The following is a 24625-nucleotide window of genomic DNA, read 5'->3' as shown; positions in this document are numbered from 1 at the left end:
TGATATGTTAACACAAGCGCAATAAGAAGCGGCCATCACAATTAATGTACAGCCTTATACATTAATTGTGTGTGGCAAAGCAATTTCAATGTTGATAAGCTAGCAGTAGTTAGAATAATTATTATTTAGTTTCTAATTCCAAAAAAGGTCAAGGTGAGTAAGCAATGAAAAAAATCAACGAACAATTAAAAATGAAAATGCCAACCTACAAAAGAAAAAAAAGCATTGCTTATTTCTTTTACTCTTGTCTACTATTGGTATCGATTTCTTGTTTTTTGAGCGTGCATTTTCAAGAATGCGAGGCAGCTTCGCTCTATCAAGCGGGAGGGATAGCCATTGATTTGAGAACTGATTTACCTTATGGAATGGAGATAAGCCATGACGGTGGTGGTGGTCCTGATGGATCATTTGGAGGAAAATTACACGTAAAATTATACGGAACAGTGGACACTTCTCATACAGAAGCATTGAAGTTTCTTTCTTTTGGTACTGTAGGAATGCAATATGGACTGATGTTTCATTTGCCAGAAAATATAAGTGCAGATAATTTTAAAGCGGCTTATGACAAGGCTTTTGCGGATAATCCAGAAAATTTTTATTCAATTAGTGGACAAAAACACACACAAATACCAATTGTTAACACAAAAGGAATGCGGACGTTTAACGGTTCTTCAGAAGATGGTTCACCGGGATGGGGTGATCCTGATCAAGATTATAGCGGAATTGATACTGAGCATCAGGTGATGTTTTGTGAACGGGGGGACACTATTAATTTTTCTTTTACTAAACTTTATGAAATTTGGCGACATGAACCTGACAAATCGGCCATAAAATTTGAACTTCATTTTGATTTAGATGTTGCTACTTTAATGAAGGATGGCGATTCAAAGGATTATTCCCTCAATAAAAATTTAACGAAACATCGCTTACCAGTATCAAATGTTTTGTCAGATGGTACTGAAAGTGATCAATTTTCGTTGTCGGCAGATTTTTTTGGTCGAACTTACGAATCAGATACAACGAATACGGTTAATCATAATTGGCTATTGTTTAGTTCGGATATGTGGTTACGTGCGACAAGTTTAGCGGCAGCAGCAAAGCAAGATCCAAATAATTTGAATCATCAAATTATCACTGGAATCACTGGGAAAGTGGCTACTTGGTCTTCTTATATCTCGCCATGGGACAGCGGCGATAAAGACAATCCATTATCCAATTACAATACCCAAGATGCCTCTGAATATCCTGAAATACCTGAAAGCAAAACGATGTTACCAGGGGATTTTTTATCACCAAAGTTTACGATGAACCAAAGACAAGACAATCCGCTTAATTGGACAAATGGGTATGTTGCTCAACGGTTTGCGCGCGTAGTTAATTTTCATACTCACACAGTTGATCCTAAGGCCAATGTGAATGTCTCTTCACAACAACAAAACGGGTTAACAACCTATTTATTTAGTGGCAAAGATGGTTGTGGGCTGCCGTTAGTCAACCCGCCAGGAACGGATTCTTCAGAGCCCACAGATAAAACATATATGCGCGTCACAATAGATCCATACCAAGTGCCAAGTTTAGAAAAGGCAGCTTTTGTTAAAGGTCAAACAACATTTCACCCGCAACAAAAGATACCAGTAGAACTAACCGTTAAGGCTCCGACAACTAGAAAAGTTCAGATTGAAGAAAAAATTTCAGGTGCTGCCCAAACTGATTTTCATAAAATTGGGGAGCAAGATTTAAAAAATTTACCAGTCACAGATGATTGCGTTAGTTTTAACTGTTTAGCAGATGCTTTACCAACTTCAGGAGATTACACATTAACATTTAGAATTCTTGATGTTGATGATACATCTAAAAGCTACTCAAATGAGAAAAGTTTAGCTGTACACATTGATCAAGCGCAAATTAAAGTTAAATCTCAAGATACGGTTTATCAATATACTCAATGGCAACCAGAAAGTGAAGTGACTAGCCTACAAACACCAGATGGTAAAAAAGGTGATTTTCGAGACGTAAGTGTCACCATATATAAACTGGACGGAGAGCAAAAGGTCCCAGTAGATGCGGTGGATACAAAAGTGGTTGGTAAATATGAAATTGATTATAACTACCTAGGATTAGAGGCGCAGACTGCACTAGAAGTCATTCCCTCTTCAGCTCATATTGGTGCACATAACGGCAGCTTTTCTGTAGGGACGCCCTTCGATCCAAAACGTCTTTTTGATAGTGCAACAGATAATGATGGACAGTCCATTCCTTATAGTAAGATAACGATTCGCTATACGCCTAAGCAGGTAAACGATGAAGTAGCGGGCATCTATAGAATTACTTATGATATCTCTAAAATAGTAGGTTTTAGTAAAAGTGTTACTGTTGATTGGACCTACTATTACTCTAATCGTCTAGACTTTTATCACTTATCTGAACAACTAATGCCTTTTGAGAACGTAAAATTTAATGGCCAAGATCAAACACAGACATTAAAAAGTTGTGAGATGAACATTGAAGATACGGGGGATCCTAATCGGACAACTGGCTGGCAGCTTGAAGTAGCCTATAATTTAAATGATCAGAAAACACAAGCGTGGAAAGACGCAGGGCTTGATCTCACGCTAAATCCAAAGTCAGTCGATTATGTAACAACTGAGCAAAATATTATGGTTAACGATGAGCAACAATTAGTAGCTGATGTAAGTAACCAATCTATCAAAAATAAAAAAGTTTTGACGAAATTACAATTATTGCCCACATTAACTATTTCAAAAGTCACACCTGCTGATAAATATGAAGCTCAGTTAATTTGGAACTTAGAAGCAACACCGTAAGGGAAGAGGGAATAGCTGTGAAATGGTTTATCTATGATTTATTGTTTGTTGCCTTTATTCTCGGTTTGCCAATTCAAGCACAAGCTGAAGACAAGACAGCTGACGCACAAGCTGGCACAAAAGTCATGGTAATAGTGAAAGAGAGTGAGGATATTGTTCCACATCCCAATGAGCTTATACCGCAGACTAACGATATGCCAACTTCACGAGGACAACCTAATTTTTTACCAAAAACAAACGAGATTACGTCTCAAGAGACGATTTTAGGAATCGTGGTACTCGGAGGTACATTAATCGTCGGACTTTATAAAGAAAAGAGGAAAAATAATGAATAAAAAAATAATTGGTTTAACTGTCACTTTAGGAACGGGAATCTTTTTAATTGGACAACAAACTGTGAATGCGGCTGATAATACCAATACCACAGCGAATGTGTCGGTTTTGGGTGGCGGATTAACCATTACACCATTAGCACAAATTAACTTTGGGACGGTGACAAAAGACGGCCAAGATCATACGCAACCAGATCAAAGCAAGTCGCAACTTATCATTAATGATAATCGTGGGACAACGAATACAGGTTGGTATCTGACAGCGAATTTAGAAGATAAAGGAAAAGGTGTCACTGGCTTAGACGGAATGACACTTCATTTAGACACTAAAAAACCTGACGGATCTTCTGAAAAAGGTACCTTTACGGGCGTTGATTTAACCACAGATGCTTCAACCATTATTTCGCTAGATAAAAGTGATATCCGTTTATCAGACACTGTCACGACAGCCGATTTAAATGCAACGTTAAATATACCTAAAAGTATTGCTGCAAATACCTACTCTGGAACCATCGTCTGGAATGCCATCGATGGAGCACCCGCCTAAGAATTTAACATAAAACGATGTAAGAAAACGAGGCAGATAAATTGAAAAGAATTTTAAAGATACTTTTTATATTGACTATTCTCTGTTTAGGTGGAGCGATGCGTGCCTGGGCAGAGCCGTCTAATACCAATAGTTCAGCAACAATTGACAATGCGAATGCGTATACAGTCACACCCGTTTTCGGAGCAACTCAAAATAACAAAACCAGTAATTTTTTTGATATGACATTAACTCCGAAACAAAAAGATACATTCAAATTAACGATAACCAATACTACGCCGAACCCTCAAAAATTTAAAGTTCAGGTAAATACAGCAACAACAAATAGTAATGGGATAGTTGACTATACAAAAAGTAGCTTTGAAAAAGATCTATCGATGAGTTTGGTACTTAGTGATTTGATTAGTCCCAATAGGAAGGACATTAGTGTTCCTGGTAAACAATCACAAACGATTGATTTTCAAATAACGATGCCAGAAAAGTTATTCTCAGGAATTTTATTAGGTGGAGTGACGATTCGACCTGTAGAGATAGCTGGGGACCAAAGCAAGGGTGGGATTCAAAATGTTTATATGCATACGATTGCTATTCGGGTGAATGAAACAGCAGAGACCATACCTGCAAAATTGGAAAGTGGTTCTGTTAAAATTGGGCAAATTAACCGTCACAATACTGTTTCGATGGAAATTAAAAATCCACAGCGGAAGTTATTGTCAAAAGTCGAAGGAGATTTTTTTGTTAAAGAAAAAGGAACAAACAAAACGATCATTCACGAAAAGAAAAATAATCTTAGTTTTGCACCAAACACAAGGTTTGACCTACCTATTTTACTGAAAGATTCGTTTAAACCTGGAGACTATACCTATACCATTAAGTTGAAAAACCATGAGGGGAGCTGGACGTTCTCAAAAGATTTCACGATAAACAAAAAGCAAGCTGATCAGTATAATAAGCGTTCTGTTGATCATAAAGTCAAAAACCTTCACTGGCTTAAGTACCTCATGGCCTTTTTAATTCTAGTTATTTTAGGTGCCGTCTGCTATATCTTAGGAAAAAAGAAGGGAAAAATGAAGTTGTAAAACCTGCCTTTAAAATAGTTGACAATTATGCAGAAAAAATCATGCCAGTATGAATTATCTATGACATAAGGGAAGAATAGCTGTCTAGCAAGGATAAATTGTCAAATTAGCGTTAATTTACGCAAGTCATTGGTGTTCCTTATTTTGGAAAGTAGTATTATACTATTATTGTTCAATGATTCACAATAGAAACAAGGAGGAAAGAACCATGTATAAAGCAATTGTCGCAGCAAAAGGAAAAACAACAAAAATTGTTGAAAAAGAATCGCGTCCATTGAAAGATAATGAAGCGCGGTTGAAAATGGAAGTCTGTGGTGTCTGTCATACGGATTTACACGTTAAGAATGCAGATTTTGGCGATGTTAGCGGTTGTACCTTAGGGCACGAAGGAATTGGGATTGTGACGGAGGTTGGAAAAGACGTTACTAGTTTAAAGATTGGTGATCGTGCATCTGTTGCATGGTTTTATGAAGGCTGCGGGCATTGCGAATATTGTACTTCTGGTCGAGAAACGCTTTGTCGTTCAGTAAAAAATGCTGGATATACAGTTGATGGTGCCATGGCCGAAGAATGCATCGTCACAGACGGTTATGCAGTGAAAGTGCCAGAAAATTTAGCATCAGAGCCAGCTTCCTCTATTACTTGTGCAGGGGTAACAACCTACAAAGCGATAAAAGAATCTGGGATTCGTCCAGGTCAATGGCTAATGATTTCAGGATTAGGTGGGCTAGGTAATCTAGCTTTACAATATGCCAAGCATGTCTTTAATGCCAAAGTAGTAGCTGTTGATGTGAATGATAATCAGTTAACTTTTGCGAAAGAAATGGGTGCTGATCTTTTAATTAATCCAGTTAAAGATCCTGATTTTGCTGCACAACTTCAAAAAGAAATTGGCGGTGTTCATGCAGCAGTAGTCACTGCGGTAGCTAAATCAGCATTTAATGGCGCAGTCGATGCAGTCCGTGCGGGAGGAACGGTTGTCGCCGTTGGATTGCCTGTTGAGACAATGGATTTATCTATTCCACGTCTTGTTCTTGATGGCATTCACGTAGTCGGATCGTTAGTTGGAACCCGTCAAGATTTAAGCGAAGCTTTCCAATTCGGTGCAGAAGGAAAAGTTGTTCCTGTTTGTCAAACACGCCAACCAGAAGAAATTAATGCTATTTTTGAAGAAATGGAACAAGGAAAAATTCGCGGGCGCATGGTCATTGATTTTCGCAGTTAATTTAGTTTTTTAGTGATTCGTTGATTTAATCTGAAAACCATGAAAGGATGGATGGAATGTTTGCGAATCTTACTCTCCGTGAGAGACGACTGCTTAAACAAGCACAAGTGGGAGCCACAATTAGCTTTATTCTTTTGTTTGTACCAATTCTGACAATCAGTCTTTTGCATACTAGTGACTCATTAGCAAAATGGCTAGGTATAGTTGGGGTAATTATGGTTTTACCATTGTTGTATTTTGCGTGGCAGATTTTAAAGATAGCCTATAAAGATCAAAAAGATAATCCAACGCCTCCTTTGTGGGTTCCGAAAGTTTATGGGATTGGGCTTTCGATCAATCCCTATCACCGGTTTGGAAAGTTAATTTTTATATTGCTAGCGGTACTGATAGTTGGCATAATCATTAGTTTGCTTTTCACACCAGCAAGTCAAATCAATCACTAAAAAACGAGTAATTAACACCCTCTTGCTGAGCAGGAGGGTGTTGATTATTTTTAAATAGACTAAATTTGAGCAACAGGTATTAGATTTTTGAAAAAAGTCTTTCTTTTTCTGATGTGGATATTTTCGCAATAAAATCATCATTATAAGTGAATGAACAGGTTTATCAAGGGTTAATACTTGTTAATGGTGGCTGCTATAATTAACCGTTGACAAACACAAAAAAACCATCATACGATAATTATGTTATTAAAAAAGTGAAAAATTGGTAGTCAACAAATGAAAACGCATTCATTGGAAATTGTGATTCTGTACTAAATTTTTTATATAAGATGAAAATGGATTGTTTTCATTTAATAATTTATTGAAAGGATGTGTTTAGGAAGGGGTTACTGAAACTGACTTTCTAACAGTCTCAGTAAACTAAGAAAATCATTATGACTTTTCATCTGGATAAAACTTTGTTGGGTTTTGGATTTTGTGAGTAATTGTGTCGGAACTATTCTATGGGGAGCAATTTTAAGGAGGAAAAAATGAACAAAGAGTATCAGGGTAAAAAAATTTACGGTAAAAAGCACTGGTTGACATTTTTATTAGTGAGTTCGTCTGTATTGGCGTTCCATTCGTTTGTTACGATGGATTCTCAAATGGTTGATGCGCAAGAGCAAACAGCAAAAGAAGACGTAGCTGATTCAGCAACGTCAGTCGGAGCAATTGTGTCGATTGAAAAAGCGGAGAAAAACTTTGTCATTACGTATGCTTCTGGAAAAAAAGCACAAATTAGTATTTTAAACGACCATCTTTTTCGCTATCATCTAGATCCAACTGGTAAATTTGAAGAATATCCAACGCCAAATGATCCAAAGCATGTTGCGAAAATTACGGCTAAAACAATGGCCGACTATGGCACACAAGCCTTTGAGCAAACGAACATCACAGATTCAGGAAACCAATTTATTCTAGAAAATAATGGTTTAAAAATTATATTCGAAAAAGAAAGCGCTTTAATGAAGGTTCTAGACAAGAAAAAGAATCAAGTTATTTTAGAAGAAACCGCTCCGCTATCCTTTAAAAATGATAAAGCTACACAAACGTTAAAACAAAGTAGTCAAGAAAATTATTTTGGCGGAGGAACTCAAAATGGTCGATTTACGCATAAAGGAACAGCTATCCAGATTGTCAATACGAACAATTGGGTAGATGGCGGAGTAGCATCGCCTAACCCATTTTATTGGTCAACTGCAGGGTATGGCGTTGTTCGAAATACATGGAAACCTGGCAACTATGATTTTGGCAGTCATGATCCACAAACAACCACAACAACGCACGAAGGAACAGATTTTGATGCTTTTTATTTCTTTAATGATTCCTCAGCAGGTATTTTAAAAGATTACTATGAATTAACCGGGAAACCAGCTTTGATGCCAGAATACGGGTTCTATGAAGCGCATTTAAACGCGTATAATCGGGACTATTGGGTGAAAGTAGCAGAAGGAACCGCGGGAGCAGTTAAGTTTGAAGATGGTAATTTTTACAAAGAATACCAACCAGGCGATCTAGGAAACTTAAATGGCACGCTAGAATCTTTAAATGGAGAAAAAGAGAATTATCAATTTTCTGCACGCGCAGTTATTGATCGATATAAGAAAAACGATATGCCGTTAGGGTGGTTCTTGCCAAATGACGGTTACGGTGCTGGCTATGGCCAAACAGATTCATTGGACGGCGATGTACAAAACTTAAAAGAATTTACAGAGTATGCTCAAGCCAATGGTGTTGAAGTGGGGCTGTGGACCCAATCTAATCTCCATCCAGCGGATCCTAAAAATCCTAAAAAAGGAGAACGGGATATTGCGAAAGAAGTTAGTGTCGCTGGTGTTAAAGCTCTCAAAACTGACGTGGCGTGGGTCGGGTATGGGTATTCCTTTGGCTTAAATGGTGTAGAAGATGCCGCGAATGTTTTTGTAAAAGAAACAGACGGCGCAGTTCGTCCGATGATTGTTTCATTAGATGGTTGGGCCGGAACCCAACGGCACGCTGGTATTTGGACAGGCGATCAAACGGGTGGTCAATGGGAATATATTCGCTTCCATATCCCAACATATATCGGGACTTCGTTGTCTGGACAACCAAATGTCGGTTCAGATATGGATGGAATTTTTGGTGGAAAAAATAAAGAGGTCAACATACGTGATTTCCAATGGAAAACTTTTACACCAGTGCAGCTAAATATGGACGGCTGGGGCTCCAATCCAAAAACGCCATTTGCTTTTGATCAAGAAGCCACAGATTTGAACCGAGCGTATCTAAAATTAAAATCAATGATGATGCCTTATAACTACAGTATTGCCAAGGAATCAGTTGATGGACTACCAATGGTACGGGCCATGGCTTTAGAATTTCCTAATGAAGGAACAGCATATACAAAAGATTCTCAATACCAATATATGTGGGGACCCAATTTACTCGTTGCCCCAATTTATAATGGCAATCAAGATGAGGCAGGAAATTCAATCCGTGATGGAATCTATTTACCAGATGAAAAACAAGTCTGGGTTGACTTATTTACAGGCGAAAAATATCAAGGTGGCCGTGTCTTAAATGGAGTAAAAACACCGCTGTGGAAGGTGCCCGTTTTCGTCAAAGATGGCAGTATTATCCCAATGACGAATCCAAACAACAATCCAAAGGAAATCCAACGAGATCAACGATCTTTCTTGATTTATCCAAATGGCGCCACTTCTTTTAATATGTATGAAGATGACGGAATTTCAACTAGTTATGAAGCTGGGCAATCAGCTACGACTAAAATAAATAGTCAAGGCCCTAAATCAAACGAAAAAGGGGATCTGACCGTTACTATCGAACCGACAAAAGGAAGTTATAAAGACTTTGTTGATGAACGAAGCACCACGCTTGATTTGTTAGCTTCAGAAGCGCCCGAAAGCGTAACAGCAATGGTGGGGGGAACAGAAGTAACCTTGAAACAAGCAGCTAATAAAGAAGAATTTTTGGCTGGCACAAATCTATATTATTTTGATAAAGAATTCCAAGTGAATCAGTATCTTTCTGAAGCTTCAGGAGAAAAACTGAACCAATCAGCGTTATCAGTAAAACTAGCGAAACAATCTGTGACCGCCAAAGATGTTCAAATAACTGTCAAAGGTTTCATTAATAAAGGAACGGTTGACGGAGGAAATACAACGGTCGATGACCAGTTAACTATTCCGGCAAATGTCGCAATCAATGAAGAAAAAACAACGCCATCTTCTTTGACTCTTCAATGGGATCAAGTAACTGAGGCAACAAGCTATGAAGTAGAGCGTGACGGGACTGTTTTCGGAAATATTCAAACGAATACAGCAACATTTGATGGATTTTCCTTCCTAAGCGAACATACTTTTCGAGTTCGAGCTGTTGGAAAAAACGGGGTCTCTGAATGGAGTGAACCGATTAAAGGAAAAACACAAGATGATCCCTATAAAGAAACAATTAATCAAGTCAAAGCAACAAGTAATTTACCAGAACAACCGGGTGCAGAATTGAAGAAATTAACAGATAAAGATTTAAGTACAGGCTGGCATACGAACTGGTCAACTGGCATCGCTAATCCAAGTGATGGGAATTTCTTGACTTTAAAATTTGATCTTGGTGCGGAGTATCAAATGGATAAAATTGAATACTTGCCAAGAGACAATGCCGGCAACGGAAATATTTTGCAACTCCAGTATCGGACGTCGAAAGATGGAGCTAATTGGACAGAGTTTTCAGAACCTATTAACTGGAAGCAAGATGCTTTGACAAAAACCATTGAAACGAAGGACCAAGCGTATCGTTTTGTTGAAATGAAGGTATTAAAATCGGTGGGTAATTTTGGCTCTGGTCGTGAGATGCTCTTTTACAAACAACCAGGAACAGAAGGAATCTTACATGGAGACATTACTAACGATGGAACGATTGATGAAAATGATGCAATGAGTTATCGAAACTATACAGGCTTAGAATCTGTGGACAGTGACTTTAATGGCTATGTTGAAAAAGGCGATTTAAATAAAAATGGGGTAATTGATGCTTATGATATCAGTTATGTTTTACGACAATTAGATGGTGGGATTGAGATACCTGATGTCGAAGAAATTGCGGGCGGTTTATCCCTTGCTGTGGTTAATGAAAATGGCAAGGATACTTATCTTCCTGGCGATACATTAACCTTTACACTTAAAGGTCAAGACTTAAAAAACATTAATGCGTTAAGCACAAAAATGTCCTTTGATTCTAGCAAATTTGAACTTGTCGGTCAGCCTGCAACCACGAATAATACAAAACAAATGGAAAATTATTCTAAATATCGGAAACATTCAAATGATGTGGAGAATCTGTATTTAGTTCTTAGTAATCAAGGAAATAAACAATTGTTAAATGGTTCAATGGACTTAGTTACCTTTAAAGTTAAAGTAAAAGAAACAACTCGCGTAAAACGTGCGACAACTGTTGAGCAGCCATTACAATTTGATATGAGTCAAGGCTTATTAGTAGGCCAAGGATTCCAACAAGCCACACTTTCAGATTTTTCTGTAACAGTGAAGCCCACAGAGCTAGTAGATAAAGAGTTATTACAAGCGCTAATTACGCTAAATCAAGCACGTGTCGAAAAAGAATATACGCCTGAAACTTGGGCAATTTTTAAACCAGTCTTAGATGAGGCAGTAGCTGTTCTAGCCAATGAACAAGCCACACAGACAGACGTTTCTGCTGCTGTGGAAAACCTAAAAAAGGCTGTAGAACAGTTGGAAAAAATGCCTGATGTAGCGAATAAAGCTGATTTAGAAAAAGCAATTCAAGAGGGGCTAACGAAGAAACCAAGTGATGGGCAAGAATTCACCGAAGAAACTAAAAAAGTTCTCGAAGAGTCATTAGCAGCAGCTCAAAAAGTATTTGCTCAAGAAAAAGTTACCCAAGAAGAAATAGACCAAGCGACTAAAACATTGCGTGAAGCAATTGCACAATTAAAAGAACAACCCGTCGCCGTTGATAAGGAAACCTTAAAAGAGAAAATCGCTCAAGCCCGAGGAAGAAAGCCGGAAGAAGGATACCAATTTACAAAAGAAACAGAAAAACAATTGCAAGAAGCAATTCAAGCGGCTGAAGCAATCGTAGCGAAAGAAACGGCGACAAAAGAAGAAGTCTCAGCGGCTCTAAACGCATTGGAAACTGCAATGGCTCGATTAAAAGAAGTACCCCTTGTAAATAAAGACCAATTACAAGAAGTTGTCAAACGAGCGCAGCAAGTCACTCCAAGTGAAGGGCACCAATTTACTGCCTCCTCGTTACAAGATTTACAAAAAGCGCTTTTAGCAGCTAAAAACACATTGAAAAACCCAGCAGCTAATCAAAAAATGATTGAGGAAGCGGTTGCTGAATTAACTAGTGCCATTGATGGGTTACAAGAAGAAGCGTTAGTTACAGATAAAAAAGCCTTAGAGGCAATGATAGCCAAAGCAAAAGCAATCAAACCATCTGCCGGAAAAGAATTTACCAGCGAATCTAAAGCGCGCTTAACTGAAGCAATTGACCAAGCGGAAGGGATTTTAGCTGATAAAAATGCTCGGCAAGAACAAATTGATACTGCTGAAAAAAATGTAAAAACTGCTTTGGATAGTTTAGAGGAACAAGTCCTTCAAGCGGATAAAACAAAGTTGAGAGAACTGCTTCAAAAAGCAGAAACCTTGAAACCTAAAGCAGCAAAACAATTTACAAAAGCATCGCAAGAAGCTTTAGCTGAAGCAATTAAACAAGCAAAAGCACTTGTTGAGGACCCAAATGCGACGCAAGAAGCTGTGGACAAATGTTTAAGTATTTTAGCACAAGCCATTGAAGCAATGGCAGAAGAGCCAATCAGTAGCAACTCTACAGGCAACAATGGAAATCATGGCACGGTTAGCGGGACTGGTGGTGTAACCAGTCCAGGAAAGGGCACAGCAGCAGGTGGAACGACAACAAAAACCACCACTTCTGGTACTTTGCCAAAAGCAAATGAAGTTGTTTCGCCAATCTGGTCAATCAGTGGTTTTCTATTGATAGTAAGTATTGGTTTAGGAAAATTATTCTTCAAAAATAAAAAAGACCAAAATTAGCGTATCATTAACTTACAAGGCGCATTTGTACAAAAACAGTGTGCAAATGCGCAAGTAAGTAATAGGAGAGGATTTTTACGAATGAAAAGAAAGAAAATCAAGAATCAACTACTTGTTTTAACAAGTATTCTCGTTCTTCTGAGTTTGGAAGTCGCTCCAGTTGTTACGTTGGCTGCAGAATTACCAAGTAGCTCGCTACAAACAGCTCTGTCCTCGGAAACGACAATTACTTCGGAAGAAAAAGTAATTGAAACAACCGAAACAACTGTTGCTACATCGACAACGTCCACTAGTAGTTCGTCATCTGAATCAAGTAGTTTTACCGATACGACTACCGAATCAACGAGTCAGTCAACGACAGAAACGACAACCACAAATACTAGTTCTGAAACAAAAAAAGAACCTACAGAGCCAACGGTATCATCAGAAATCACGCAGCCTGTTGAACAATCGCAACCACCACAAGTTCCTGTGACCAAGCAAGAACCTGAAGAACCTATTCAAGTTCCTGAAGCCACCAATAACGTTGTTGAAGAAAATCAGGCTGTATCGTTAAATCCGTCCCTCAAAGTAGATGAAATAGCTTCTTCAAATTTAAAAGGCTACGAACTTCCACTGTTGTCGTCTTTTGGCGAAAAGAAACGGGCAGTCGTGGTGGCTGAAGCATTAAGACACGTTGGGAAAACAAAAAAAGAATTTAATTTGACGGAGCAAGTATTGACCAGTAGTTTCCTTGCCCAAAAAATTTACCAACAATTATTTAAAATAGACATTGGCAGTACGCCGCAAGAACAAATGACATTTGGTAAAGTTCGTTCTATAGAGGAGGCAGAACCTGGTGATCTGATTTTTTGGCAAACAGCTGAAGGAAAAACGCTTCAAAATGGTGTTTATCTTGGCCAAGGAAAATATTTAATTGCCGCAGCGGAAGCGGATTCTAAAGAGAAACCAGAAGTAATCGCTCAGTTAGAGAATATCTATACTGCCAAACAACAACCAGACTCAAAAGAGGAAAAACGCTTGGTAGTGACTAATCCTTTTAAGGAGTTCACATTAACGGAGTATGGTAAAGAAGTTTTAGCAACATATGGTGCGTCATTTGAAATGCAGAAGTCAGAACAAACCACAGCGTTTATTAAAAAAATTGGTGAGACAGCCAGAGAACTTGGCGAAAAATACGATGTTTTTGCATCAGTGATGATAGCTCAGGCTATTTTAGAAAGTGGCTCTGGCGAAAGTCAACTAGCCAAAGAACCTTATTATAATCTCTTTGGCGTGAAAGGTTCGTTCCAAGGAAATAGTGTTAGCTTTTCAACAAAAGAGGCTGATCAGAGGGGCCAACTTTATACAATTTCCGCTGGGTTTCGCGATTACGGTGGCTATAATGACTCACTGCAAGATTATGTTCAATTACTCCGACAAGGGATTGACGGAAATCAAGATTTTTATAAACCAGCGTGGCGTTCGGAAGCCAAAAACTACCTTCAAGCAACGCGTTTTTTAACAGGTAAATATGCAACAGACAAGCAATACGATAATAAATTAAATTCGTTAATTGCGGTTTATAACTTAACGCAATTTGATTTACCAAAAACAGTGGACGGTTTGATTATCCAATCTAAAAATAAGCTGTCGGAAGCGGAACAGCAACAAATGCATTTTCCAGTCTATGATGGGATCAATTATAATCGGAGTGGTAGCTATCCCGTGGGCCAATGTACGTGGTATGTCTATAATCGTTTCAAACAGTTGGGCACTTCTGTGGATGAATTTATGGGAAATGGCAGTGACTGGGGAAGAAAAGGACGTGCATTAGGCTATCAAGTTAGTTCATTGCCTAAAGCTGGTCGTGCGATTAGTTTCCAACCAGGAGTTGCTGGCGCAGATAATCAATATGGACATGTTGCTTTTGTTGAAGCGGTCACTTCTGATGGAATCATTATTTCTGAAAGCAATGTCATCAATGATCAAACGATTTCGTATCGTGTCTTACCTAATGTAATTGCTTATAGTAGTGGCGTGACCTACATTGGCGCTTAATCGACTCATTCAACAGGAAGAACTGTGGATGTTTAAGTAAAAAATTAGCACAATGATCCATGTGTGAACTAACAAATTAAAATAACCAGAATCGACCAATGAATTGATTTTGTCATGTATAAAATGACAAGAACAGTTTGGCGGTTGATTCTTTGTTTTTCATCAACGAAGAGACAATAGTCCTCATGATTCGTTAGCAAAAGATGAATAGTCCAAAGTACTCTTTCTTGATGCTTTGTTATTTTATGTTTTTGTTTGCAGGAAACTACTGAAATCGCTATACTAAATTTATGTGAATATACTAACAGACAATCAATTTTTTATCTCTTTTATTGGTGTATAAATTGATTGAACATTATAATCATTTGTCTTTTGTTGTGTAATTTTATATCTTCTTGAGAAAGGGATGAGTGAACAAATGGCTATTTATATATTAGAAGACCAAATTATTCAAGCAAAAGCGTTAGAAGCATTGGTAACAAATATCCTACATGCAAGAAATATTTATAATGAAACAATCCATTTATTTTCACGTTCAGATGAATTATTACAAGTGGCACACCAGGACGCCCAACTAAATATCTTTTTCCTAGATATTCAAATGAACAATCATATCCAGGCAGGATTTGAGGTTGCCAAAGAAATCAGAAAAACAGACAGTGAAAGTCTGATTGTATTTATTTCTACTCACACAGAATTAGTTTTAACTTCCTACAAATATATGGTTTCAGCTCTTCAATTTATTCAAAAGAACGTGGATTTTCTAGATTTCCAAAAAGAGGTTGAAACATGTGTCGATGCATATATTCAACAAAAAGAAAATATAAAGACAAAAAGTGAATATATTATCATTAACTTAAAAGCGTCTTCTATAAAAATGGATATTAATGATATTTATTTCTTTCAAACGGAATACGATCATCGTGTGTCAATGGTTGGTAAAAATTTTAAAAGAGAATTTTATGGAACGTTATCAAAAATTGAACAACTGCATCCAGATTTGATTAGAGTCCATCAATCAATCATCATCAATAAAAAATATGCGTCAAAATTAAATTATAAAACGCATCTTTTAACTATGAGAGACGGAACGGAAGTACCAGTCTCAAGAAGATATTATACTCAGGTCAAGGCACTATTTCTTACTTAGGGAGGGATAATGACTAATTAAGGAATTATCTATCTATTAGTCGCTATATTCGTTATAATTTAGTGCAATACTTGAAGAGGAGGGCGATATGCTAATCGATTGGATTCTAAAAAATATTATGGATATGGATCAGGAAGATCAATCAGGAAAAACACAATGGACAAAGTATTATCTAACCGTTTATTTTTCTGGCTTATTTAATTTTCTGATGATTCTGATTTTATCAGTTTTATTTGGGACGTTAAGCGAAACCTTTATTGTATACGTCGTACTGATTTTTTTACGGCCTGTCGCAGGTGGCTGGCATGCAAAAACCAAATGGCTCTGTCGTCTAGAAAGCATGGTTATCTATGTCGCCATACCATTTGTATTGAAAAATTCTTCTGTGAGCTTACCGTTTATTTATAAAATTCTATTGATGTGCCTCTTAGTCGTATTATTTTATTGGTATGCGCCACAAGGAACAGCGATTGAACCTGTTCAGCCATCTGATTTAAACGTGCTCAAAAAGCAAAGCCTTATAAGGGTGTGTTTACTTATTTTATGTAGTCTGTTTGTCAAAGAAAAGATTGCTTCAGTAATACTCTACGGTCTCGTCATCCAAGGTCTGATGATACTCCCTGTAACAAAAAATTTAATTGAAGGAAGTGTTTTTATGAAATTTGGTAAAAAAATAATTAAAAATGTTATTGAAAAAAGAGTTGCAAAAGTCAGTGATGGTGTGGGAACTAAGCCTAGATTAAATCAAAATTCGCCCAATATATTTGGACAATGGATGGGACAAACTGAAAAACCTAAAAAGAATATTGAAAAATGATTTTGTCGTTATTAGCTACTAACGTTTTGCTGGCATCTAGCTTTATCGTTTTTGTCTTTTTACGAGTAACATTGATCAAGATTGAATGTAAAATACCGTTACTTTCATTGCTTATTGTCATTAATCTTTGTTCGTTTGCGGCATTAATGTTGGGCTACTCTTGGTTGATTTATGCGCTGACAGTCGTTGTTTTTACAGGATTTTTACTCATTCACAAAAAGAGGTTCTCAATTTTTAAAGCGATATTTTTATCCGTTTTTACATTGCTTATGGTTTCGTTTATCAATTACACGGAGCAAACGATTTTAAGTGTTTTTTTTCAACAGATTTATCAAAATAAATTATTATGGATTGCCTCAAATGTTCTTCTGTTGCTTATAAATATCTGGATTGCTTTAAAAATTCCCAATAGTGTTTTTTTAAGATTAAATCGTGTGTTAGAAAATAGCCGAATTTTTTTTGGTTGTTTACTTTTATTGTTGATTCTGTTGTTACTTTTTGTGTTTTTGATTTCGCCAGAGATTTCACCTGACTTTATGCGAGGATTTGTCACGGTAAATAGTTCTAAATTGGAGTTATTAATAAGTGTAGGTTTATTTTTAATTCTGATTGGCTTAGTCATTGAAGCTTATTTGGAAGAACAACGTATCAACACTCAATTATTGAATAATTTAACGATTTATACTGAAAAAATAGAATCCATTAACGAAGAGCTAGCGATGTTTCGTCATGATTATAAAAATTTATTGTATAGTTTACAAATTGCTATTTCATACGAAGATATTCTGGAAATCAAAAGAATTTATGAAGAAACGATTGCACCAACCAAAAAAATTATTGATAATGAAGAATTTGAACTTATGAAGTTAAATCGTTTGAAAAATATGGAACTTAAGGCACTCATAAGTATGAAAATTAATACCGCAAAGCAAGCAAAACTAAAAGTGATTGTTGATGTGCCAGAAGTATTTATTCTTGATACATCAATCGACTTAGTGGTTGTGATTCGTTTGTTGGCTATTCTATTAGATAACGCGATTGAAAACAGTGCAAAATCAGAATTGAAAATGTTCGCTATCTCAATTTTCAATAAAAATGAAACACAAGAGTTTGTGATAACAAATAGTGTCCAAGCCGAATTTGATTTTAAGGTTATGAAGAAAACCAAATTTAGTTCTAAAAGTAACCCAGAAGAGCACGGTTGGGGATTGTTATATGTAAAAGAAATTGTTGATTTTTCAGATCAATTTGATTTGCAAACGTCCTTCAATGAAGGATCGGTTACTCAACATTTAATTATTGAAAAAAATCATAATAGTAAAAAAGTTGTTAACGAATGAATTTGTTAACAACTTTTTTGCTATGGTATTGAGTTATGAGGGGCAATACAGGGAAAAATGTCGGCTGATTAAGGAATTTAGATAGTGCCGGTTAGGTAGTTGTCTATAATGAAAATAGCAACAAATATTTACGCAGGGAAAGGGGCGGTCGTTTAACGGGAAAGATTAGGGAGGATAAAGCAATACTTTTGTTGGGAAAAGAAATAAAAGGAAACTGGGGAAGGAGTTAATCGTTTGATGAAGGGAAATAAAATTTTATACATTTTAGGTACAGGCATCTTTGTTGGAAGTTCATGTCTATTTTCTTCACTTTTTGTAGCAGCAGAAGAACAAGTTTATTCAGAAAGTGAAGTTTCAACAGTTTTATCGAAGTTGGAAAAGGAGGCAATTTCTGAGGCAGCTGCTGAACAATATACGGTTGTAGATCGAAAAGAAGATGCGTGGGGGATGAAGCATCTTAAGTTAGAAAAGCAAACGGAAGGCGTTACTGTTGATTCAGATAATGTGATTATTCATTTAGATAAAAACGGTGCAGTAACAAGTGTTACAGGAAATCCAGTTGATCAAGTTGTGAAAATTCAATCGGTTGATGCAATCGGTGAAGAAGGAGTTAAAAAAATTATTGCTTCTGATAATCCGGAAAATAAAGATCTTGTCTTTTTAGCTATTGACAAACGTGTAAATAATGAGGGGCAATTATTTTATAAAGTCAGAGTAACTTCTTCACCAACTGGTGACCCCGTATCATTGGTTTATAAAGTGAACGCTACAGATGGAACAATTATGGAAAAACAAGATTTAACGGAACATGTCGGTAGTGAAGTAACGTTAAAAAACTCTTTTCAAGTAACGTTTAATGTACCAGTTGAAAAAAGCAATACGGGAATTGCTTTACACGGAACGGATAACACAGGGGTTTACCATGCAGTAGTTGATGGCAAAAATAATTATTCTATTATTCAAGCACCATCACTAACAGCATTAAATCAGAATGCTGTTGACGCCTATACGCATGGAAAATTTGTAAAAACATATTATGAAGATCATTTCCAACGACACAGTATTGATGATCGAGGGATGCCCATCTTGTCAGTTGTTGATGAACAACATCCAGATGCTTATGACAATGCTTTTTGGGATGGAAAAGCAATGCGTTATGGTGAAACAAGTACACCAACAGGAAAAACGTATGCTTCCTCTTTAGATGTAGTTGGTCATGAAATGACACATGGTGTGACGGAACATACTGCCGGTTTAGAATATTTAGGACAATCAGGTGCCTTGAATGAATCTTATTCTGATTTGATGGGTTATATTATTTCGGGTGCATCTAATCCAGAAATTGGTGCGGATACTCAGAGTGTTGACCGAAAAACAGGTATTCGAAATTTACAAACGCCAAGTAAACACGGACAACCAGAAACCATGGCTCAATACGACGATCGAGCACGGTATAAAGGAACGCCTTATTATGATCAAGGCGGTGTTCATTATAATAGTGGAATTATTAATCGGATTGGTTACACCATTATCCAGAACTTAGGCATTGAAAAAGCACAGACTATTTTCTACAGCTCGTTAGTAAATTACTTAACACCTAAAGCACAATTCAGTGATGCTCGTGATGCGATGCTTGCTGCTGCAAAAGTTCAATATGGCGATGAAGCAGCTTCAGTGGTGTCAGCAGCCTTTAACTCTGCTGGAATCGGAGCTAAAGAAGACATTCAGGTAAACCAACCAAGTGAATCTGTTCTAGTCAATGAATAAAAAAAATTCCCCAATTAAATAAAAATGGATAAGGAGTGGCATAATCTTATGAAAAAGTTCTCCATACGAAAAATTAGTGCTGGTTTTTTGTTTCTGATTTTAGTAACTTTGATCGCCGGTTTTAGCTTGTCTGCAAATGCAGAAGAGTATATCGTTCCTGCCGAAAGTCATTCACGACAAAAAAGATCGTTACTGGACCCTGAAGACAGAAGACAAGAAGTGGCAGATACAACCGAAGCGCCTTTTGCGTCAATCGGAAGAATCATTTCCCCTGCCAGTAAACCAGGCTATATTTCTTTAGGAACAGGCTTTGTTGTTGGAACTAATACAATTGTCACCAATAATCATGTGGCTGAAAGTTTTAAGAATGCCAAAGTATTAAATCCGAATGCCAAAGATGATGCTTGGTTTTATCCAGGTCGAGATGGCAGTGCGACACCATTTGGCAAATTCAAAGTGATTGATGTAGCTTTTTCCCCGAATGCGGATATTGCGGTAGTGACTGTCGGCAAACAAAACGATCGTCCAGATGGCCCAGAGTTGGGAGAAATTTTAACGCCATTTGTTTTGAAAAAGTTTGAATCTTCAGATACCCATGTCACAATATCAGGCTATCCAGGTGAGAAAAACCACACGCAATGGTCGCATGAAAATGATTTGTTTACATCTAACTTTACAGACTTAGAAAATCCATTACTATTTTATGATATCGATACAACAGGTGGTCAATCTGGTTCCCCAATCTATAATGCTCAGTTTGAAGTAGTTGGTGTTCATTCCAATGGCGGCATTAAGCAAACAGGAAACCATGGTCAAAGACTAAATGAAGTGAATTATAACTTTATTGTCAATCGAGTGAATGAAGAAGAAAATAAACGTTTATCCGCTGTGCCAGCAGCGTAAAGAACCATAAAAATACTCGAAATTTCCAGGATCACGGGAAATTTCGAGTATTTTTGTTTTTTAAGATAGTGTAAGTTACTATATAAGTACCTTGTAATTATCGGTTAAAAGCATATAATAGTGCTGAAAAGAAGGCAAATAATCCGATTAAGTTAGTATTTCTAAACCATCATAACTCGTAATGATTTCATGCTTTTGAGATAAAGCCGCCATCTCCGCATAAGACAAGCCGCCATTGTGAGAAAAATGGTTGGCAACGTAAATCGTTTTATCTGTGACGAGTTTTCTTTCTTTTAATTCTGCAATTAATTTTAAATTTTCTTCCCAATTCATATGACTATTGCCAGTTTCGTTTGTTTGACTAGTACAATCTAAAGAAACAATACTAAGAAGTAAATGGCTCTTTTCAAGATATTCAAACATTTCTGACGTAAAGTAACCTGTATCATGGGTGGATAAAAAAGCATCTTTACCATCGTCTATAACGAAAATAAAACAATCTTCGCTGAAATTTCCATGTTGTGCAGGAAGGGGATAAATCGTATAGTTCGCAATAGTAAAACATTTGTAGGGCTGAATAACCTGATAATGTAATCGGGTATCGTCTTGACGACCTTCTAAATCAAAGGCGCGCTGATAAAACGTCTTAACTGCTTCATTTCCGTAAACAGTTAAACGATTTGGAATATCTAATGCATAACCAGACATTCGATAAGCCAAATCCTCGCCGTAAAAATAATCGGAATGCCAATGAGAGATTAGTAAAGAGTCAAAGTCTGCAAAACACAAGTCGTACTGCAACAGGTGTAAATAAGAATCCCCTGGAAAATCAATCAGTAGGACATCATCAATAATTAATTGAGTTTGTGTACGAATTTCTCGTCCTTTTTTCTCTCGAGCGTACTTACATAATTTACAATTACAAAAAATTCCTGGAATCCGTTCTGCTGCACCCGTACCTAAATAGTTGATTTTCATTGGGAGTACCTAACCTTTCTTTGACATTCTTCATACTTAGTAGATAACGCTGAACCTTAAAGTAAATGGGCATGGAAACTGAAACATTTGTTGTGTCCATCTTACCTTTTTTAGAGAAGAATTGAAATGGAATTTCTTAAGTAAATTTGCGTAAAATAGAAAAAGCTAGACGCCTTTTTTAATAAGCTGAATTTGTTGCGAATGTTCATGCTATTTCCGAGAAAAAGTTTTACCAAAGGCACTTTCATATCCATCTGCTATTAGTTATAGAAAAATAACAAGATGGACATAGCTTATTAGAGCAAAAATAACTACGCTATTGATAAAGAGTGAGGCGTGTTTTGAACAGGTTACGTGGGCAAATGAATTTGAATAAAAGGGATGACAAAAGATGACTATTGAAAAATTAGAATATTTTTATACCATTGCAAAATATAATAGTATTTCCAAAGCAGCCTCTGAACTCCATGTTAGTAAATCAACCTTAAGTGCGTCATTAAAAGATTTGGAAAGTGAATTGGGCCATTTACTTTTTGACCGTAACGGTAATTCTTTGACGTTAAATTCCTATGGGGATAAAATCGTCCAATCTGTATATATCATTTTAAACGAGGCCAAGAAAATGAAACTTAATTTGCATGAAATGATTGAGAATCCAGTGATGCGTTTAGGTTTTGGAAATACGTCCTTGATGTATAAAGTGACAGAAAATGAGGATCAACTGAATCGTTTTTGGGAATGTTACCATGGTTCATCGTTTGAGTTATTGAATAAATTGGAGAATCATGAGTTGGATTTTGTGATTACTTCTGCAGATGTGAATAGTCCAGTTTTAAAGAAAGAACAATTAATTGAACTAAAAATGTATCTTTGTGTTTCAAGAGAAATTAAACAAGAAATTGAGGAAGAAGGCTTCAGCTGTTTGACCAACTATCCATTTCTATTTTTGCCGCATCACTTAGATCATTTAGAAGCTACCAAGAGTGTGCTAGAAATGTTGCAATTAACAAGTCCGCTTGTTTGTTGCTACGATACGTTGATGCTTACTCGTCTCATTGAAAAAAGTAAAGGAGTTTATGCGGTAATCTCTCTTCGGAAAGAACAACTGCAGGAAATTGATTCTAAACTCTTCTTTCTACCGATTGAACGAAAACAAAAATTTTATTTATACCGAAATGTTTCCAGTTCGGTTTTTGTCCAACCTGGTCAAATCAAGGCAACTTTACAAAAGTTGCTAGAGACTTAGCCATTAAAATTACTTTGGAATAGTTATCAAAAATAGCTTTATTCGCTTAGATTTACTTCTGCTGCGGATAAGGCTATTTTTGTTGTTCATTGTTTAAAAGAGATGCTCAATTATGGGGCTGTTCGATATTTCTGAACAGAATGTTCAATTATTTAATAACTTAAGAATCGATAAATCGTATCTATTACGGTTCAATTTAAAGGGGTTCTGGTGTATAGTTTGGCTATCTAAAGATTTACTTTTTTAAATATAAAATAACTAAATGGCAAGGAATATAAAGAACTGTTGATACGTGAGTACTTGCGATAACTGTGTCGTTAGAAGTTTAAGTGTCATTGTTGCTTTTCCTGTTTTATGTAGTTGCTAGAAAGGACTGTTTTTATGATCGATAGAAAAAAAGTTATTTTGTATACTTGTTGCATGAGTTTGTTTGTAGTGACCATGGATGTTACGGTTGTCAATGTGGCGTTACCATCCATTCAAAGTGATTTTCACACGAATCTGTCTACATTACAGTGGGTAACAGATGGCTACACTTTAATGGTAGCATCCTTATTATTGTTGTCTGGGTCTACAGCAGATCGAATTGGCCGTAAACGAGTCCTTCAATTGGGCTTAGCCTGTTTTGGTTTAGCGTCTTTCCTATGTGGGATTTCGCAAACCCCAGGGCAATTGATCGCGTTTCGCATGTTGCAAGGGATTGGCGGTTCTATGTTAAATCCGGTAGCAATGTCTATTATTACACAGGTATTTACCGAAAAGTTAGAAAGAGCGAAAGCAATTGGCTTGTGGGGCTCTGTTACAGGGATTTCCTTAGGCATGGGCCCGATTATTGGCGGACTAATTGTTTCTTATTTTAGCTGGCGGTATGTCTTTTTTGTAAATGTACCGATCATTGCTGCGGCAATTATCCTTACACAAAAGTTTGTACCTGAGTCAAAAGTAGAGAAAACGGCGAAAAATGATTTTGTTGGTCAAGCATTGATGATTCTTTTTCTATTTAGTTCTATCTATTCCATTATCGGACTACCTAGAAAAGGGCTTTTCGCGCCAGATATTTTAAGTACTGGGATAATCGGCTGTTTAGCCATTGTCATTTTCTTTATTTATGAATATAACATTGACAATCCGTTAATCAACCCGCGTTTCTTTTTATCTATTCCATTTACATCGGCTTCTTTTTTAGCTATTTTTGGCTTCATCATATATAACGGCTATTTATTTTTAAACACGCTATATTTGCAAGAAATGAGAGGCTTCAGCCCGTTGGAAGCTGGCTTATCAACCATTCCTTTGGCTTTTGTTAGTTTTCTTGTTGCACCGAGAGCCGGCGAAATGGTAGGGAGAATAGGGACGAAACGTCCTATTATGCTTTGTGGTATTTCAATGTTGGCTGTTAGCTTTTTACAATTATTTGTAACTAAAACAACGCCTATGATTATTTTATTTATTATTTATATCTTTTTAGGCATTGGGTTTGGGATGTTAAATTCACCGATTACCATTACAGCGATTGAAGGAATGCCACTTTCTCAGTCAGGAACGGCAGCAGCCATTGCGGTGACATGTAAGCAAATTGGCAATTCTTTAGGGGTTGCGCTACCAAGTCTTTTAATTACAAAGCCTATTACTAGTTCGCTTACTCGAACACCTTTTACAAACGTATGGCTTTTATTTGGATGTTGCGCCATTGCGATTATCTTTTTAAGTTATTTATCCAATTCTCCGCTAGCGAAAAAGTCATTGCGCAGAGTTAGGTTTTATTTTTAACAAATCAAGATTTTTTTGAAGGGAAAGGAAGA

General features: G+C 36.8%; 16 protein-coding genes. 15 read left to right on the top strand and 1 reads right to left on the bottom strand.

What is annotated here, in order from left to right; all coding sequences use genetic code 11:
- Positions 1 to 164: 164 nt before the first annotated feature.
- From IGM09_RS07565 to sprE, 13 genes are all read left to right on the top strand, one after another.
- Positions 165 to 2825 (top strand): bacterial Ig-like domain-containing protein, encoded by a 2661-nt coding sequence (locus tag IGM09_RS07565; protein WP_010713312.1) that lies wholly within the window; start codon positions 165 to 167, stop codon positions 2823 to 2825.
- Positions 2801 to 3160: a hypothetical protein gene (locus IGM09_RS07560; RefSeq protein ID WP_002379536.1), complete on the top strand. Its 360-nt coding sequence runs from the start codon at positions 2801 to 2803 to the stop codon at positions 3158 to 3160. Before IGM09_RS07565 ends, IGM09_RS07560 begins: the two co-directional genes overlap by 25 nt.
- A complete protein-coding gene (locus IGM09_RS07555; protein WP_002357217.1) occupies positions 3153 to 3704 on the top strand; it encodes a hypothetical protein in 552 nt (183 codons plus the stop codon). Before IGM09_RS07560 ends, IGM09_RS07555 begins: the two co-directional genes overlap by 8 nt.
- Before the next feature lie 98 nt (positions 3705 to 3802).
- Complete coding sequence (locus tag IGM09_RS07550) at positions 3803 to 4783, top strand: DUF916 and DUF3324 domain-containing protein (protein WP_033625017.1); 981 nt, start codon at positions 3803 to 3805, stop codon at positions 4781 to 4783.
- 208 nt (positions 4784 to 4991) lie between these two features.
- Entirely contained in the window at positions 4992 to 6008 is a 1017-nt protein-coding gene (adhP, locus tag IGM09_RS07545; RefSeq protein WP_002374623.1) for an alcohol dehydrogenase AdhP, read from the top strand.
- Positions 6009 to 6055: 47 nt separating this feature from the next.
- Positions 6056 to 6451 carry a hypothetical protein gene (locus IGM09_RS07540; protein WP_002408845.1) on the top strand — a complete coding sequence of 132 codons (396 nt, stop codon included), beginning with the start codon at positions 6056 to 6058 and terminating at the stop codon, positions 6449 to 6451.
- Between the two features lie 503 nt (positions 6452 to 6954).
- On the top strand, positions 6955 to 12582 hold the full coding sequence (locus tag IGM09_RS07535; RefSeq protein ID WP_162782957.1) for a TIM-barrel domain-containing protein: 5628 nt from the start codon (positions 6955 to 6957) through the stop codon (positions 12580 to 12582).
- An 81-nt stretch (positions 12583 to 12663) separates the two neighbouring features.
- Positions 12664 to 14622: an amidase domain-containing protein gene (locus IGM09_RS07530; RefSeq protein WP_010775907.1), complete on the top strand. Its 1959-nt coding sequence runs from the start codon at positions 12664 to 12666 to the stop codon at positions 14620 to 14622.
- A gap of 418 nt (positions 14623 to 15040) precedes the next feature.
- A complete protein-coding gene (fsrA, locus tag IGM09_RS07525; RefSeq protein WP_075578546.1) occupies positions 15041 to 15772 on the top strand; it encodes a response regulator FsrA in 732 nt (243 codons plus the stop codon).
- A gap of 88 nt (positions 15773 to 15860) precedes the next feature.
- On the top strand, positions 15861 to 16589 hold the full coding sequence (locus tag IGM09_RS07520) for an accessory gene regulator AgrB (protein WP_033625015.1): 729 nt from the start codon (positions 15861 to 15863) through the stop codon (positions 16587 to 16589).
- Entirely contained in the window at positions 16586 to 17929 is a 1344-nt protein-coding gene (fsrC, locus tag IGM09_RS07515) for a sensor histidine kinase FsrC (RefSeq protein ID WP_033625014.1), read from the top strand. Before IGM09_RS07520 ends, fsrC begins: the two co-directional genes overlap by 4 nt.
- Positions 17930 to 18163: 234 nt before the next feature.
- On the top strand, positions 18164 to 19696 hold the full coding sequence (gene gelE / locus IGM09_RS07510) for a M4 family metallopeptidase coccolysin (RefSeq protein ID WP_075578545.1): 1533 nt from the start codon (positions 18164 to 18166) through the stop codon (positions 19694 to 19696).
- A gap of 48 nt (positions 19697 to 19744) precedes the next feature.
- Positions 19745 to 20599 (top strand): serine proteinase SprE, encoded by an 855-nt coding sequence (gene sprE / locus IGM09_RS07505; RefSeq protein ID WP_002364098.1) that lies wholly within the window; start codon positions 19745 to 19747, stop codon positions 20597 to 20599.
- 147 nt (positions 20600 to 20746) lie between these two features.
- Here the strand turns inward: sprE and IGM09_RS07500 are convergent, their stop codons facing one another.
- The gene (locus tag IGM09_RS07500) at positions 20747 to 21577 is read right to left on the bottom strand and encodes an MBL fold metallo-hydrolase (RefSeq protein ID WP_033625013.1); all 831 of its coding nucleotides are present in this window, start codon (positions 21575 to 21577) and stop codon (positions 20747 to 20749) included.
- A 391-nt stretch (positions 21578 to 21968) separates the two neighbouring features.
- Here IGM09_RS07500 and IGM09_RS07495 point away from each other — a divergent pair, with 391 nt between their 5' ends.
- Both IGM09_RS07495 and IGM09_RS07490 read left to right on the top strand, forming a co-directional pair.
- Positions 21969 to 22823, top strand: coding sequence for a LysR family transcriptional regulator (locus IGM09_RS07495; protein ID WP_002361978.1), 855 nt, complete (start codon positions 21969 to 21971; stop codon positions 22821 to 22823).
- A 381-nt stretch (positions 22824 to 23204) separates the two neighbouring features.
- Positions 23205 to 24593 (top strand): MFS transporter, encoded by a 1389-nt coding sequence (locus IGM09_RS07490; protein WP_002391405.1) that lies wholly within the window; start codon positions 23205 to 23207, stop codon positions 24591 to 24593.
- Positions 24594 to 24625 lie beyond the last annotated feature (32 nt).

It is taken from the genome of Enterococcus sp. DIV0167 (assembly GCF_050541555.1).
Taxonomy (GTDB): Bacteria; Bacillota; Bacilli; order Lactobacillales; family Enterococcaceae; genus Enterococcus; species Enterococcus faecalis.
This window is presented reverse-complemented; position numbering and strand designations above follow the sequence as displayed.

Excerpts from the sequence above, each read along its gene's own strand:
- IGM09_RS07565 (WP_010713312.1), top strand. The coding sequence starts at position 165 with ATGAAAAAAATCAACGAACAATTAAAAATGAAAATGCCAACCTACAAA.
- IGM09_RS07555 (WP_002357217.1), top strand. The coding sequence starts at position 3,153 with ATGAATAAAAAAATAATTGGTTTAACTGTCACTTTAGGAACGGGAATC.
- IGM09_RS07550 (WP_033625017.1), top strand. The coding sequence starts at position 3,803 with ATGCGTGCCTGGGCAGAGCCGTCTAATACCAATAGTTCAGCAACAATT.
- adhP (WP_002374623.1), top strand. The coding sequence starts at position 4,992 with ATGTATAAAGCAATTGTCGCAGCAAAAGGAAAAACAACAAAAATTGTT.
- IGM09_RS07540 (WP_002408845.1), top strand. The coding sequence starts at position 6,056 with ATGGATGGAATGTTTGCGAATCTTACTCTCCGTGAGAGACGACTGCTT.
- IGM09_RS07535 (WP_162782957.1), top strand. The coding sequence starts at position 6,955 with ATGGGGAGCAATTTTAAGGAGGAAAAAATGAACAAAGAGTATCAGGGT.
- IGM09_RS07530 (WP_010775907.1), top strand. The coding sequence starts at position 12,664 with ATGAAAAGAAAGAAAATCAAGAATCAACTACTTGTTTTAACAAGTATT.
- fsrA (WP_075578546.1), top strand. The coding sequence starts at position 15,041 with ATGGCTATTTATATATTAGAAGACCAAATTATTCAAGCAAAAGCGTTA.
- IGM09_RS07520 (WP_033625015.1), top strand. The coding sequence starts at position 15,861 with ATGCTAATCGATTGGATTCTAAAAAATATTATGGATATGGATCAGGAA.
- fsrC (WP_033625014.1), top strand. The coding sequence starts at position 16,586 with ATGATTTTGTCGTTATTAGCTACTAACGTTTTGCTGGCATCTAGCTTT.
- sprE (WP_002364098.1), top strand. The coding sequence starts at position 19,745 with ATGAAAAAGTTCTCCATACGAAAAATTAGTGCTGGTTTTTTGTTTCTG.
- IGM09_RS07500 (WP_033625013.1), bottom strand. The coding sequence starts at position 21,577 with ATGAAAATCAACTATTTAGGTACGGGTGCAGCAGAACGGATTCCAGGA.
- IGM09_RS07495 (WP_002361978.1), top strand. The coding sequence starts at position 21,969 with ATGACTATTGAAAAATTAGAATATTTTTATACCATTGCAAAATATAAT.
- IGM09_RS07490 (WP_002391405.1), top strand. The coding sequence starts at position 23,205 with ATGATCGATAGAAAAAAAGTTATTTTGTATACTTGTTGCATGAGTTTG.